The sequence below is a fragment of the Robinsoniella sp. KNHs210 genome, from assembly GCF_000686105.1.
In the GTDB taxonomy this organism is placed as follows: domain Bacteria; phylum Bacillota; class Clostridia; order Lachnospirales; family Lachnospiraceae; genus Robinsoniella; species Robinsoniella peoriensis.
The window spans coordinates 4,742,478-4,757,528 of the sequence record NZ_JMLZ01000002.1 but is presented as its reverse complement, the minus strand read 5'-3'; the positions used below and the strand labels follow the sequence as shown (position 1 = coordinate 4,757,528).

Sequence of the window (15,051 nt, the reverse complement as noted above, 5' to 3'; positions counted from 1 at the left end):
TATAGTAAAACGTCTCACCGGGGCTTTGGTTTTTAACGTCTACGTACTACGTCACATTGAGATATTATATTACACATCACCGTGTGTGTCAATAACTTTTTCACACATTTTTCCACAATTTTTCGAATTTTTGTTTCTGAAACGGGCAGTTTCCTTTTAGCTTCACTGATCTAAAACAAGATCATTTTTGAATCACTCCACAAAACAGTAAAAAATTTATACTTTCTAAAATTTTTACCAAAAAGCTATATTGTTAACCACCAAAATTCCACAAAATATGCTAGACTTTTATTATAAAGCTTATTGAAGGAGAATACAATGAATATATTAGAAAAAATCGAGTATGCAAAAAATGCAGCTTTAAATCAGAAATCCCTTGACCGGCAGCTCATGATTGACCTTCTGTCCATTCCCCTGGACTCTCCGGCATTTGAGGCACTTGGAAATGCAGCTTTTGAGGCTGCTCAAACAATTACGGAAAAACGTGCTTACCTTTGGGGCGCTATGGGAGTTGATTTTAAAGCCTGCCCGATGAACTGCGATTTTTGCTCTCTTGGAAAAAAATGGGGATTGGTTGAAGTGGAACGGGATTTTTCCGAGTCAGAGATTATCGATAATGTGAGATACTATGTTGAAAATACAGTACGCTGGATTGTACTAAGAACAACGGAGTTTTACAGCCTGGATGTTTTGGAAGCACTCATTCAGACGATTCGCCAAGAAGTACCGGGCACCTACGAAATCGGTTTAAACGTCGGTGAATTTGATACTACGAAAGCTCACGAGCTTTCCAGACGCGGTGTGGATTTCATTTATCACTCTTTACGTTTAGGCGAAGGCAAAGATACCCGATTTAAAAAAGAGGAGCGTACTGCAACTCTTAATGCATGCAAAAATTCTCCCCTGAAGCTGGTTTTCCTGGTAGAACCGGTGGGTATTGAACATACAAATGAAGAAATTGCAGACATCTGCCAAATGACTATCGATTACGGCGCTATTGTATCTGGCGCAATGGCAAGAGTTCCGGTCAAGGGTACTCCTCTCGGAGAATTCCCTCAGATCAGTGATAAAAGACTTGCCCAGATTATCGCAGTTACCAGGCTGGCATGCGGCTATAAAGTTCCGGGAATCTGCGTACATCCGGCAAGTGAGCTGGCAATTCAGTTTGGTGCCAATGTAGTTGTAATAGAAACAGGCGCCATTCCCAGAGATGCCTGCTGTTTTCCAAATGAAAAGTGGAAACAGTTCGATGTAAACACAGCAAAACAATGGTTTCAAAATAGTGGGTACACCGTTTATCAGGAAGGAAACGATTAATTTTCAGGTCTGAATATATAATTTATATGAAAGGATACATATCATGAAAAAGCACACCATTAAAGGAAAACTTACATTTTTATTTCTGATCCTGCTACTTACTTTTAGTATGCTATTTGCTGCCGGCTGTCAAAAATTTACAAAATCCACGGATGATGCAAAAGAAGAATTCCCTTCAGCATCCGAAAGTTCATCCGCAAAAGAAAATGCTGCCCCCGCAGATACGGCTGCACCAGATGCCGCGCAATTAAAAGTCGGTACCTGGAAAACCGCCCAGACAATCCAGCCCTTCTTTTATGACCAGTTTATCGATAAAAGCTCCGGTATAGAAGTTCTCCCATTTACAAATCCCGGAGACCAGAAAACTGCCCTTTTATCCGGCGGTCTGGATATGACCGGAACTACCCTGGTAACAGCCATTACCGCTGCGTCCAATAATGAACCGGTCCGCATTGTAACCAGTCTGTGCAACAAGTGTTCTGCTCTGGTAGCCGGGGTAAATTCAGGAATCGAAACCGAGGCTGATCTAAAGGGCAAGACCATTGCATATGTTCCCGGCACCATGCATCATGCTTTATTATTAGATGTTTTGGAACGCAATGGCATCGATCCGGAAAAAGATGTGGAATTGGTTCGGATTGACTTCTTTGATATGGGCCAGGCACTTGCTGACGGTACCATTGATGCATTCTGCAGCGGCGAGCCTTACCCTTCTGAAGCAGTTAAAAATGGTTATGGGAAAATCTTAAGCTATCCATATTTTGATGACAGCATCGGAACCATTAATGCGGCTATGATCGTAACGGAAGACACGATTAAAAATAAGCCTGAGGAAGTTCAGAAAATGGTTGATGCCCACATCAAGGCAACTCAGTATCTAAATGAAAATCAGGACGCCTGGCTGGATAAGGCGGAAGAATTCGGAACAGAAAAGGATCTTCTGAAGATTGCAGCCAACAATATCGAGCTGTGTTGGGATATCGATGATGCCTTTATCCAAAACACCAAAAATCTGGCGCAGAAAATGCTGGATCTCGGTATCATTACAAAGATGCCTGACATTGATTCCTTATTCGATCTTACCTTCCTGGAAAATGCAAAGAAAAATCAATGACAAGAATGAGGCACTATGGACAAAAAACATGCAAGAAATACTCTGACAACATTAACCTCTGGTCTGTGGGGATTATTAATTCCCGGAATTCTCCTTCTGCTCTGGTACCTGGCTACCAGCAGAGGGGCTGTTCCAGAATATGTACTCCCCTCTCCCCAGAAACTATGGAACGTAATTATTGATTTTATTTTGGGTAATTCAAAAGTCACTCCCTACTCCGGTAAACTCTTTGATAATTTGTGGATTAGCTGCTTCCGCGTCTTAAAAGGGTTTCTGACCGCCGCACTGCTTGGCGTAATCCTGGGCTTTCTCACCGGAAGAGTCCGCCTGCTGCAGAAAGTATTTGATCCGTTTGTCCATGCTCTGAGAACAGTTCCGGGTATCGGATGGCTGCCCATAGCAATTGTCTGGTTCAGCGTTGGCGAAAAAAGTACGCATTTTCTCATATCCCTTGCTACCTTTTTCCCAATCTATATGAACACAGCCCAAGGTGCAAAAGAAGTTCCTGATTCCTATCTGCGTGCAGGTCAAATGATGGGTGCAGGTTCTTTTTCCCTTTTTTGGACGGTGACCCTGCCCAGTGCATTCCCTTCCGTTCTGGTAGGTCTTCGCCTGGGTCTTGGAATCTCCTGGGCTTACCTGGTTTTGGGTGAAGTCACCGGTGTTACAAAAGGTATTGGCGCTATCATGACAGATGCCCGTATGCTTGGACATGTGGATATCGTACTTGCCTGCATGGCGGTTATCGCAGTAACCGGCAAAGTATCAGATTTTCTGCTGGTAAAAATCTGCAATCTGTTTTATCCTGTCAAAAAGTGTAATGCTAAATAAATTTAAGCTGCATTAAATTGTATATAAAAAGGAGTTTCTCATGGTCCATAATCTTTTAACCGTTCAAAACGTATCAAAAAGCTACCGCTCCTCTTTTCAGGATTCTATCTGTGTATTTCAGGACCTGAACATATCCGTAAATCCCAATGAAATTGTAGCGCTTCTGGGACCAAGCGGCTGTGGAAAAACCACACTTCTGAATATGATTGCAGGATTTGAGATCCCGGACACCGGAAAAATGCTTTTGGAAAATCAGGCAATCACCGGTCCTGCTTCTAACCGCGGGGTCGTATTCCAGGCACCAGTTCTTTTTCCATGGCTGAATGTCCGGGAAAACATCGCTTATAGCCTAAACCGCAGGCACATTTCCAAAAAAGATCAGGAAGAGACTATCCGTGAATACATCGGTCTGGTTCATTTAAACGGATTTGAAAATTATTATCCAAACGAATTATCCGGCGGTATGCAGCAGCGGACTGCCCTTGCACGCACTTTAATCCTGCATCCCCAGCTTCTTTTAATGGATGAACCTTTTTCAGCCCTGGATCCCATGCTGCGTTTTCAAATGCAGCAGCTGGTGCTTTCCATTTGGGAAAAGTTAAAACAAACCATTATTTTTGTAACCCATGACATTGAAGAAGCTATGATTCTCGCTGACCGCATTTATATATTTGGAAAATGTCCACGGGGTATTTTAAAAGAAATAAAAGTACCGGCTTTTACCATAGATTCACCTTCTTCCTCCTGCCTGGACTCCCCGGAATTTATCCGTACAAAAAAAGAAATCAGGAACATTTTATTCTCATGCTCCTGATTTACCCTATTATTTTAACCACAGCCCATTCAATTTCATTTCTTTTGTAAAGCTTATGGTATACTGTATTGTTCCATTTTCATATTCCGCTGCCATTACCACTACACCGCAGTCTTCTCCTGTTTTCTCATACTTCTTCCCGATAACGGCCTGCTTTCCGTAAGATTGAAAGGCTCCCTTGCTGTTCGCATATGCCACAACCTCATTTTCAAACTTCTCCTGTGAAATACTCTCTGCTACTTCATCTCCTGCATCATTAATAAAACTGTCATAGTCATTCTTATTAACCTGATCCACTACCTGCTCGGAAGCCTTCTTTAATTCCTCCGCATCAAATCCCTCTGCCAGCTTTGTGCTTTTATTCATACACCCTGTGCTTAGTACAAGCAGCAGAATAAAACCTGTTAAAAAAAGCATTTTTGCATTTTTGACTCTGCCTGCCATGCTGCCTCCCCTGGTCTTTATTCCAACTCTATTCAATTTGATTAACAGTATTATATTAAACTTCTTTTATAAATTCAGAAACATATAACAGCGCTCCGCCTACCGCAGATGACCACCAGGAAAAATTACTGGCCTCCACATAGCTGCCATCATTTTCAAAGGTATTCCGCCCGGCTACCTGGATCTGGATATCCTTAATATACTTCTTGATATATCCGCCGACATAACCGCCCAATACTACCTTGCAGTCAAAAAATGTTCTCAGATTATTAATATGTACAGAAAGATAATACACATACTCTTCCCATATTTTCCTGCATTGGTCGTCGCCTGCATCCAGAAGCTTAAAAAATCTTTCCAGACTTCCATCGGTTTGATCCGATAAGATGGAGGAAGCCAGATATGCATCCGCACATCCTTCTTTTCCGCAGTAACATTTCTTACCGCCCGGCACCAGCGTTGTGTGTCCGAATTCCCCGCTCCTCTGGTTATCTCCATAATAAATCTTGTCATCCAGCAAAATGGCACCTCCCACGGTAGGCCCCAGAAACAGATACAGAATATTCTTTCCTTTTTCCCGATACCACATTTCAGCGAATCCGCCTCCGTTTGAATCATTATAAAAAGTATAAGGGTATGGGATATACTCTTTTAATTCCTCATAAAAATCAGGAGGAAGAGAGAATAAATACACCTGTGGGATACTCTTTCGATCCCCACCGATTATCGCCGGCAGTGTCACTGCAACTCCCAGCACCGTTTTGGGGTCAATCTGGTTTTTCTCAACGATCTGCTCTAAAAGCGACCGTATCTCTTCATAATATGCCTTGTCCGCCTCAAAAGTACGTCTGACCCGGATACAGTCCACCATATTTCCTGTCAGATCCACAATTGCCAGGGAGATATGGTTTTTGGTTATATCAAGTCCAATTCCCACCTTCGCACGCCCATTACAGGAGAGGCACTTTGCTTTTCTGCCTCCTGTCGATTCAAAGGTTCCTGTTTCCTCAATTAAATCCATCTCCATTAATTCTGACAGGTTCTGACTTACGGTTGGAAGGCTTAGACGCAGTTTATAGGCAACATCCTGCTTTGATATCTTCTTGTCATTCAGAATCAGCCGATAGATATTGTTACGGTTGATCTTTTTTAATTCCATGCTGGTACTCTTCATACTCACTATCCCTATTTTCCCCTTTCTAGCCACCGGGGTTTCTAAAATTATTTGTTCCATTATACCAAATTCTTCCATATTCGTAAAGTCACATCTTTTCTGTATAAATTTTTCTTCCATAAAAACAGTCGTATATAGCGTCCGCATAGCAGTTTGGAGAATTCACAATTATATTGCGTATTCAAATTTTTTGAACTGCCAGAGCCTTGAACTATCAAAAGCGGAACACAGAGCATGTTCCGCTTTTTCATTTTCATAGCTCTAAGTTATCTGATCCATATCAATAATAAATGCTTTTTTATATTCTTCAACGCCTGATGCTGCCTGCATTATTACATTGGAATAAGGAGCCAGTTCACCGCTTCTTAAAATAAACCTGCATTTTTTTGCCATCCTGGCAAGTAAGTTTTGGGGCATAGATTCCACCGGTTGGTTCACAAACACATTTTTAACAAACCCATAGCCGTCTTGATTATATATCTCCATCTCTTCGGCTATGCAAACCTTTTCAACAACAACCTCATCCAACACGGTTTTTAAACACTGCTTAAGCGTTGGAATCTGAAATGCAAGCGCAAGGTCCACTCTCTCCACGCCTTCCGGAATGGGAAAGCCTGCGTCGCATATCATAAAATAATCCGTATGCCCCAATCCTGCTATTTGTTCACTGAGTTTTTTATTGATTACCCCGCCTCTTTTCATACAAACCCCTCTTCTTTATTCTATTTATAATCGGCTATATTATCTTTGGTTACCAGAACATACGGGATTGATACATCTTTGGGTTCTCCGCCCTTCACAATATCCAGTATCTCATCAATGCCGGCTTCTGCCTGTCCCTTTGCATCCTGGAATACGGTCGCTGACAGCGTTCCTGCTTCAATTGCCGCTTTTGCATCGTCAATGGCATCAATTCCTGTTGCAATGATTTTATCGCCCATATCGTTATCAAGGACTGCCTGCAGTGCTCCCATCGCCATTTCATCATTTTGTGCTACGATTGCCTGAATCTCATCGGCTCCCTGTAAGAGGTTCTCTGTTGTGGACAGAGCCTCTTCTCTGGACCAGTTGCAGGTTGGTTCGCTTAAAACTTTAATATCCGGGTATTTTTTTAATATATTTTCATAGCCTTCTCTTCTCAGTACTTCTGCGGAGATACCATTTGGTCCGTGTAAAATCACAATATTTCCTTTACCATTCAGCTGATCTGCTACATACTGCATTTCCAGTTCTCCTGCAACGATATCATCGGAACCCACATGCGCCAGGACCTCATCGGAATTTACCTGGGCATTTACTGTAATCAACGGAACCTTTGCCTCATTTGCAGCTTCTACTGCCGGGACCAGTGCATCCCCGTCCATCGGACAGATTAAAATTCCATCCACATTCTGTGCAATCAGGTTATCGATCTGGCCCACCTGGGTTGCAGAATCCATATTTCCGTCTAAAACACTGAAATCCACAGTGTCCGCATATTTTTCACTGACATAATCCTGCATGGCTTCCGCAAGCAGTACCTGGAATTGTGCGGTCTGGCTATAGGAAGAAAATACAATCTTATATTTTTCACCGGAAGCCTTACCTGCTGCTTCCGTAATGGCTTCATCCACCGCATCCGCTGCATCCGCTTCCGCTTCTGATTTTGCTGTTTCCGGCTTTGCTGCTTCTGTTGTACCTGCCTCTGTCTTAGCCGATGAGCCGCCCTCTGTTGTCCCTTTTGAATCCGCCGTCCCACAGGCTGCAAGTGAAATTGTTGCGAGTACACAAACCATCGTTAATGCTGCCACTCTTTTCTTCATACCTTGATCTCCTTTTTATTTGTTTTTATTTTTTGTTATGCGGTCTAATAGTACAGCCAGTACAATAATAGACCCCTTGACAATCTTTTGATAATAGGAAGAAATGTTCAGTAGGTCCATACCGTTATTGATAACCCCCACAATCAATACTCCAAGGATTGTCCCTGACACTTTTCCTATTCCTCCGTTTAAACTGGTGCCTCCGATTACGACTGCCGCTATGGCATCCAGTTCATAGCCTTCTCCTGAATTTGGCTGGCCTGCATTGATACGGGATGCCAGTACAGTTCCGGCCAGCCCTGCACAGATTCCGGAAATCATATATACAAATAGTTTAATTCTTGCTACACTTAATCCAGATGCTTTCGCAGCATCTTCATTTCCACCGATAGCATATAAATACCGCCCAAATTTTGTCCAGGATAATATCAGATACCCAATCAGAAATACTGCTGCTAATATGTAGATCAATATAGGGAGCCCCAGTATTGTTCCCCCTCCAATGTAACGGAACTGTTCACTCAGATTACTGATTGGACGTCCTTTGCTTAAAACCAACGCAACTCCCGATGCGACAGACAGCATTCCAAGGGTGGCAATAAATGCCGGAAGGTTTAAAAATGCTACCAGTGTACCGTTTACTACACCACAGGCTGCTCCTGCCAGAACCCCAAGGATAATGGGTACAATCACGGGATATTCTCCCGGATGGGCAAAGGTCGTGGCTACAATACCCGATAGTGCCACGATTGATCCAACGGACAAATCAATGCCTCCTGTCAACAGTACGCACATCATTCCCACAGAAATAATACCGTTAATTGACACCTGCTTTAATACATTGATCAGGTTTCTGGATGTAAAAAAGGTATTGGTAATTAGTGTTAAAAGCACAAATAGAATTAAAAACACCATCAGAATACCATATTTATTAAATAGATCTTTGCCATTTAACCGTTTTGTCATTTGATTTGCGGTTTTCTCTGTCATTCCTGTCCCTCCTTGTGTGGCGTTGCATACTGCATAACCAATTCCTGACTGAATTCCTCTCTCTTTAGCTCTCCGGTAATCCGCCCCTCACTAAATACCAGTATCCGGTCACTGATTCCAAGCACTTCCGGCATCTCTGATGAAATCATGATAACTGCAATTCCTTTTGCCGCCAGTTGGTTGATCAGTTCATAAATTTCCGTTTTTGCTCCAATATCAATCCCTCTCGTTGGTTCATCCAATATCAGCACTTTCGGATTCGTCAGCAGCCATTTTACAAAAACAATCTTCTGCTGGTTTCCTCCTGACAGGTTCAGGGCAAGTGCCTCCCTGTCAGGTGTCTTGATTGACAGCAGCTTAATCTGTTCATCCGCTACTTTATTCAGCTTTCTGGTGTTCAAAAATAAATTCTTATTCAGTCTCTTCAGATCGGATATTACAATATTGTCCTTTACACTGCCAATTAAATTCAGACCTCTGAGCTTCCGGTCTTCCGGCACATATGCAATTCCTTCTTTTACCGCCTGATTGGGATTAACGACCTTGATCTTTTTTCCTTCCAGGTATAGCGTCCCCTGTTTTTTCTTTCGGAGTCCGAATACCATCTCTGCTGTTTCTGTTCTGCCTGCCCCCATTAAACCCGCAAATCCTAAAACTTCACCTGCTTTTACATCAAAGGAAATATCCCGGATTAGTCTTCCATCATCCAGCCCCTCTACTTTAAATACTGTTTCCCCAATTTTCGCAGCCTTTTTCGGATAATAGTCACCAAGCTCGCGTCCAACCATTCCCTGAATCAACAGTCCGTCATCTAACTCTGAAGCCGGCTTTGATAAAACCCATTGTCCATCCCTTAAAATGGTTATGGTATCGGCAATCTGAAATATTTCGTCCATTTTATGTGATATATATACGATAGCTACGCCTTTTTCCGTTAGTGATCGGATAATGCGAAATAGCTGTTCTACCTCTTTTTCCGAAATTGCAGAGGTTGGTTCATCCATGATCATAACATCGGAGTGATAGGAAACTGCTTTTGCAATTTCAATCATCTGCTGTCCGGCAACGGTCAATTCTCCTAAAATCATCTTGGGTGACACGGACATTCCAAGCTCATCCAGCAGTTCCTTTGCTTTCCGATTCATCTCGGATTTATTTATCAGGCATTTTGCCCTGCTGCTTTCCCTTCCAAGAAAGATGTTTTCTGCAATTGTCATTTCAGGAACCAGGTTCAGTTCCTGATAGATCATCGTAATTCCATGATCAATTGCATCTTTTGTGGAATGGAAGCTCACCTCTTTTCCTTTTACAGAGATGTTTCCTTTATCATTAGTATAAGCACCGCACAAAATTTTCATTAAGGTAGATTTTCCTGCACCATTTTCCCCCATCAGTGCATGTACCTCACCTTTTTTCAGTGTCAGCTTTACATTATCAAGTGCTTTCACCCCGGGAAACTCTTTTGTAATATTCTTCATTTCCAGAATAATTTCATTTGCCATGAAGAAGTAATCCCTCCTCTTTTTGCATAATTCAGCCTGATTTCTCCTGCTGGTAGCCACAAGCCGTCAAAATCGCTCTATTCATTTGGATGAATAATAATTTTCATCTGTCCTCTGCCATTTAACATCTGATCCATTGCTTTATCGAAATCATCCAGGGAATAATGATGGCTTGCCAGGTCATCCACTTTAACAATGCCCTCTTCCATAAATTTAACAGCCCGGTCAAAACAATGTGTCTGGGCAAAAGATCCTATTAATTTTAATTCTTTTTCAAATATCTGATAAGGCTTTATTCGGATTGTATCCTCATTTCCGGCAACTCCATAAACCACGATTTTCCCTTTTGCCTTAGGAAAATTCAGGCATTGTTCAAGTACTGCCGGTACCCCGGTTGCATCGATTACCACATCAAATCCTTTCGGAAACATCTGATTCAGCTGCTCTGTGTGAACACTATAGTCATTCCTGTCCATCAAAACTGTTTTGGCATAACCATTTTTCTCAATCAGATCCAGCTTTGCCTTTGAGGATGCACAGACTACCACATTTGCAGCTCCTCCCTGGTGTATCAATTGGGTTAATAATATTCCGGTGGGGCCAGCTCCAAAAATCAGGACATCATCACCGCACTGGACATCAATCACATCCATGCCATGGATGGCGCAGGCGAGTGGTTCAGCGAAACAGGCTTCATCAAAGCTAAGTTTGTCACTGATTGGAAAAACCTTATCATAATTTACCACCACATACTCTGCAAAACCACCGGGTCCATTGCATCCCAGTGAGTAAAAATTTTCACAGAATAACGGCATATTTCTTCTACAATAATAGCATTCTCCGCATAATACGGTATTATCTCCCGTCACCCTGTCCCCCACTGTAAATCCCTTCACGGCACATCCCGTTTCCACAATCTCACCTGCAAATTCATGTCCCGGTGTCAGTGGAAATCTGGCTATAAATTCCCCTTCATGAATATGGGCATCTGTTCTGCATATCCCGCAGGATTTTACTTTAATCAGTACCTGGTTTTCTTTTACCTCCGGTTTTGGAATTTCTGTGACTGAAAATTTTCTTGGTTCACTGTACACTACTGCTTTCATTGGTTTTCCTCCCATTCTGGTTTACACACTTCTATTTGCTGCCTGTTTCTACTGCCGCCTCCTGCACCTCTCTGGATAGCTCTGCTGCTGATATTTATCATTTGTAATATCCAGCGATCCGGCTTTTAAAACAGGTCAGGAAACCTTAATTACCCCTTTTACAACATCCTGTGCATTATCAATCACAGTGTCAAATGCCAATTTAACATTATTAAAATCAAATTCATGCGTTGCAATCTGTCCAACATCAATTTTCCCGTCTGCAATTGCCGCGATTGCTACCGGATACAGATTTCGATAGCGGAATACGGACTTAATATTCAGTTCTTTCGCCATTATTTTTGCAAAATCATATGCTATGACATCCTGGGGCGCCATTCCTACCAGTACAATCGTACCGCCTCTTTTTGCCATTTCCGGTGTCTGCTGTATGGTCTTTACCGCACCTGCCGTTTCTATAACAACATCTGCCCCTTTTCCGTCTAAAAGCCGTTCCAATTCCTTTTCTACGTTCATCTCTTTCGCATTAACCGTATGGTTTGCACCCAGTTTCTTTGCATATTCCAAACGTTTCTGAAGCATATCCACAACAATTACATTTGCTGCACCTCTGGCTTTACATGCAAGTAATGTCACCAGTCCGATGCATCCGCCCCCAAGTATCACCACGCTGTCCCCAAGCTCAACCTCTCCCTGTGCTGCGGCATGAAGCCCTACAGCCAGAGGTTCTACCAATGCTCCTTCTTTTGTGGACACCTTCTCCGGCAGCTTGAAGCACATATCAGAAGGATGTGCCACATATTCTGTCAGTACCCCATGATAAGGCGGGGTTGCAAAGAACTTTACGTCCGGGCACAGATTATATCTTCCTGTCTTACAAAATTCACATTTTCCGCAGGTAATACCTGGCTCCAGTGCCACCCTGTCTCCTTTTTTCAAATCAGTAACTTTACTTCCTGTTTCCACTACTATGCCTGCCGCTTCATGTCCCAGGATAAATGGTCCGTCAACAACAAAATCTCCAATTCTTCCATTTTCGTAAAAATGAACATCTGATCCACAGATTCCTACATATTCAATTCGGACCAAAACTTCATTTTCTTCCGGCTCTGGTTTCTCAATGTCACGGTATATGATCTGAAATGTTCCGTCCATATAAGCTGCCTTCATCCTTTTCTCCATTTGCTCCATTTGCTCCATAATTCCTCCTATCTGTTCATATCATTTTGCTGGCATCATTTCCGCTTTAGACGCGTCTTATTATGACGCATCATTATCCGTTTAGTTTTGAAATATCTTTTGTAAATATATTTTCCAAAAGTTATTTTAAATATATTTTACAAAAGTTTTTGTCATTTGTCAAGCAAAATATCCAAAAAATAAAAAGTCCGCCTTTTTTCTGTGTGGCAGTTTGGTAAATCCACTATTTATCAGGGTAATTCCCAGCACTTAACGGAAGAATTCAACAAAACAAAAGCCGGGCACCACAAAAGTGATTACCCGGCATCCGCCCTTTTATGAAATTGTGAAGAATCCTGCAAACCATTCAAGATTTGCCGCCCTTCTCTCTCTCCATTCCCTATCCATTTCCAGCAGATTTAGTGTCTTATCTCCTTTCCGGTTTTGGCAATGTTATATTTACCTGAAATTCGCAGTCGGAGCTTCCTGTCTGCACTGTTCCGTTATATTTTTCCAGGGTTTTCTTTACATTTTGCAGCCCATATCCCATGTGGCGGCTCCCTTTACGGTTATGGTGGCTCCCTTTAGGAATATGGCGGCTTCTATGCGTCTCACCGCTTTGGGCTGAAATCAATGCTCCCTCAGCCAGAAGTGAATTGCGAATACTAATAACAACAAATTCATTAAAATAATTCATCTTAATTCGTATATACGGGTGTTCACCCACTCTTTTGGCTGCTTCAATTGCATTATCCAGCAGATTAGCAAACACGGTTGTCACATCAATATCCTTCATAAATTCCAGACTGACCTCACCTATTTCAACCGCTGTATCAATTCCATCCCGTTCTGCATTACTCAATTTGTCATTCAAAATAATATTTAACATTTTATGATTGGTATAAAACCGCTCTCCCAGGACATTTAACATATGATGCATATCCTTCACATAAGTATTCCCTGCATCTGACTCCTGCATATGGTACAGCTGCTCCACAGCTATGAGATGGTTCTTCATATCATGCAATACCTTCCGGGAATCCTGATATTTCTTCTCCAGATCCCCATAGTATTTGTATTGCAGTTCATTCTGCTGATGATACAATTGCAGCTCTTTTTCCAATTCATTAGATTTGGAAATATATCCGCCCAGATAAATAAAATAAACATCCAGAATCAAAAGCAGCACGATGTTAACCGCAATGACAGTAATCCCATACAACTGGATATAAACTGCTCCTACCTGAACCAATGAGAGCAGAAATATGACACTCCATACCGGCACCATATACATACTGATCAGTTGCCATTTATTAATTTTATTTATCTTCTTCCTGTTCACAAAAAACACCATGAATTTTGTTAGTAAAAGATACAGCACTATTTTTAGCATCAACGCAATATTCGCCATTAAAAGAGCGCTGTTTATATCCATGGAAGGAATAAACAGTGCAGACAGATTCAAAATAGCCGACTGTCCCAAAACTCCTATCAGTGTAAACATAGCATAATAGACAATATACAGCATATTACTGTTAAATAAAAAGTGCCCCATCACCGCCAGATACAAAATTCCCGAGACCATGCTTAAACTAGTACTTCTAAATATCACACCTAAAATAATAATCATACCATAAACAAAGAATGCTGCTATATACCACCATTTTGCCCTGTAAATATTCCGTTCAATATGGCTCATAAAATAATATGCACAATAAATCATCACGCTCAATTCCATAATTCCCAATACCACATTTAAAGTAGCCATTTTTTATACTGCCCTCCATCAAATACGGTTAGCCATATAATGGCTCAACTTTTCCCTAAACTCCACGGACTTCTTCTGTGAAAGGGGAATCATACTTCCATCCATCATATGAATATCGTAGCCTTTAATCGTCTTGACATAAAACAAATTAACAGAAAAACTTTTATGAGGCATATAAAAACCATACGATTCCATCTTTACTGCCATTGACGTTATACTGCCATGCATCCGTAAAACTCCTGCTTTCGTCCTGATCAGTATTTTCCGGTCAGCATACTCAAAATAATAAATATCCTTCACATTTATCTCATGTACCCCATCTTCCGTCTCAAACCGCAGCATCTGCTCCGGCTCCTCCTCCGCCGTATATGCCACAACCTCTTCCAACTGCCTGTGAATATTTTCCCGGCTTACCGGTTTAATCAGATACGCAAAAGCATGTACTGAGAAAGCATAATTCCGGTAATCATCATATCCTGTTACATAGATAATTTTCACCTTTTTATCGTAGCTTCTTATCTTCTGCGCGGTTTTAATTCCATTGATCCCTTTCATATCGATGTCAAGGAAAATAACATCATATACCTTATGCCCCCTAAGCAATTCTTCCCCGCTCTCATAGGCATCCACCAGACATAACATCCGGAAATTCTTTATATAATCTCTAATCTGCTGAACGATTAATTTCTCATCATCGCAAACAGCTACCTTAAGCATTTTGTATTCCTGCCTTCCATTTTTGTTAATTCCAGTATAATAGCTTCCCTTCAAAGATACAAGAACAAAAGCACAAGATACCGGGACTTTGGATTAACGTATGGCAGAAGAACCTTTCAGGATCACTAAGCTATATTGCAGCTATAGAAAATAATATAATTATTAAAATGCATAATCCTAAGGAAGCTAAGCAGGTAAAAATACTTCCGGAAAATCAGCTGAAATTTTTGATAGAAAATGATTGATTACCTTATGTCTTTTCATGTATAATAAAAACAATATAAATATGTTAT

Annotated in this window: 14 protein-coding genes; 4 read left to right on the top strand and 10 right to left on the bottom strand. The window is 41.5% G+C overall.

Annotated elements, in window-relative coordinates:
* Window positions 1-318 precede the first annotated feature (318 nt).
* Genes CD03_RS0127205 through CD03_RS0127190 form a run of 4 tightly spaced genes read left to right on the top strand, consistent with a single transcriptional unit; the run spans window position 319 to window position 4,076 of the window.
* Window positions 319-1,317, top strand: a complete 999-nt coding sequence (locus CD03_RS0127205; RefSeq protein WP_027296326.1) for a radical SAM protein — start codon at window positions 319-321, stop codon at window positions 1,315-1,317.
* Window positions 1,318-1,360: 43 nt separating this feature from the next.
* Window positions 1,361-2,431: an ABC transporter substrate-binding protein gene (locus tag CD03_RS35010; protein WP_242849162.1), complete on the top strand. Its 1,071-nt coding sequence runs from the start codon at window positions 1,361-1,363 to the stop codon at window positions 2,429-2,431.
* A 15-nt stretch (window positions 2,432-2,446) separates the two neighbouring features.
* The gene (locus CD03_RS0127195; protein WP_044289702.1) at window positions 2,447-3,262 is read left to right on the top strand and encodes an ABC transporter permease; all 816 of its coding nucleotides are present in this window, start codon (window positions 2,447-2,449) and stop codon (window positions 3,260-3,262) included.
* Window positions 3,263-3,302: 40 nt separating this feature from the next.
* The gene (locus CD03_RS0127190) at window positions 3,303-4,076 is read left to right on the top strand and encodes an ABC transporter ATP-binding protein (protein WP_027296324.1); all 774 of its coding nucleotides are present in this window, start codon (window positions 3,303-3,305) and stop codon (window positions 4,074-4,076) included.
* A gap of 9 nt (window positions 4,077-4,085) precedes the next feature.
* On the opposite strand, the gene CD03_RS0127185 is transcribed toward CD03_RS0127190, so the two are convergent.
* From CD03_RS0127185 to CD03_RS0127135, 10 genes are all read right to left on the bottom strand, one after another.
* Window positions 4,086-4,520, bottom strand: coding sequence for a DUF3887 domain-containing protein (locus CD03_RS0127185; protein WP_027296323.1), 435 nt, complete (start codon window positions 4,518-4,520; stop codon window positions 4,086-4,088).
* A 55-nt stretch (window positions 4,521-4,575) separates the two neighbouring features.
* The gene (locus CD03_RS0127180) at window positions 4,576-5,814 is read right to left on the bottom strand and encodes an ROK family protein (protein WP_052378001.1); all 1,239 of its coding nucleotides are present in this window, start codon (window positions 5,812-5,814) and stop codon (window positions 4,576-4,578) included.
* Window positions 5,815-5,955: 141 nt separating this feature from the next.
* Window positions 5,956-6,396: a D-ribose pyranase gene (rbsD, locus tag CD03_RS0127175; RefSeq protein WP_027296321.1), complete on the bottom strand. Its 441-nt coding sequence runs from the start codon at window positions 6,394-6,396 to the stop codon at window positions 5,956-5,958.
* A gap of 20 nt (window positions 6,397-6,416) precedes the next feature.
* Window positions 6,417-7,496 carry a substrate-binding domain-containing protein gene (locus CD03_RS0127170; RefSeq protein WP_027296320.1) on the bottom strand — a complete coding sequence of 360 codons (1,080 nt, stop codon included), beginning with the start codon at window positions 7,494-7,496 and terminating at the stop codon, window positions 6,417-6,419.
* 15 nt (window positions 7,497-7,511) lie between these two features.
* Window positions 7,512-8,486 (bottom strand): ABC transporter permease, encoded by a 975-nt coding sequence (locus tag CD03_RS0127165; RefSeq protein WP_027296319.1) that lies wholly within the window; start codon window positions 8,484-8,486, stop codon window positions 7,512-7,514.
* Window positions 8,483-9,988: a sugar ABC transporter ATP-binding protein gene (locus tag CD03_RS0127160; protein WP_027296318.1), complete on the bottom strand. Its 1,506-nt coding sequence runs from the start codon at window positions 9,986-9,988 to the stop codon at window positions 8,483-8,485. The genes CD03_RS0127165 and CD03_RS0127160 overlap by 4 nt, the downstream gene beginning before the upstream one ends.
* A gap of 77 nt (window positions 9,989-10,065) precedes the next feature.
* On the bottom strand, window positions 10,066-11,094 hold the full coding sequence (locus CD03_RS0127155) for a zinc-dependent alcohol dehydrogenase family protein (protein WP_027296317.1): 1,029 nt from the start codon (window positions 11,092-11,094) through the stop codon (window positions 10,066-10,068).
* A gap of 135 nt (window positions 11,095-11,229) precedes the next feature.
* A complete protein-coding gene (locus CD03_RS0127145; protein ID WP_242849161.1) occupies window positions 11,230-12,294 on the bottom strand; it encodes an NAD(P)-dependent alcohol dehydrogenase in 1,065 nt (354 codons plus the stop codon).
* A 406-nt stretch (window positions 12,295-12,700) separates the two neighbouring features.
* Window positions 12,701-14,041: a sensor histidine kinase gene (locus CD03_RS0127140; protein WP_027296315.1), complete on the bottom strand. Its 1,341-nt coding sequence runs from the start codon at window positions 14,039-14,041 to the stop codon at window positions 12,701-12,703.
* A gap of 18 nt (window positions 14,042-14,059) precedes the next feature.
* Complete coding sequence (locus CD03_RS0127135) at window positions 14,060-14,758, bottom strand: LytR/AlgR family response regulator transcription factor (RefSeq protein ID WP_027296314.1); 699 nt, start codon at window positions 14,756-14,758, stop codon at window positions 14,060-14,062.
* Window positions 14,759-15,051 lie beyond the last annotated feature (293 nt).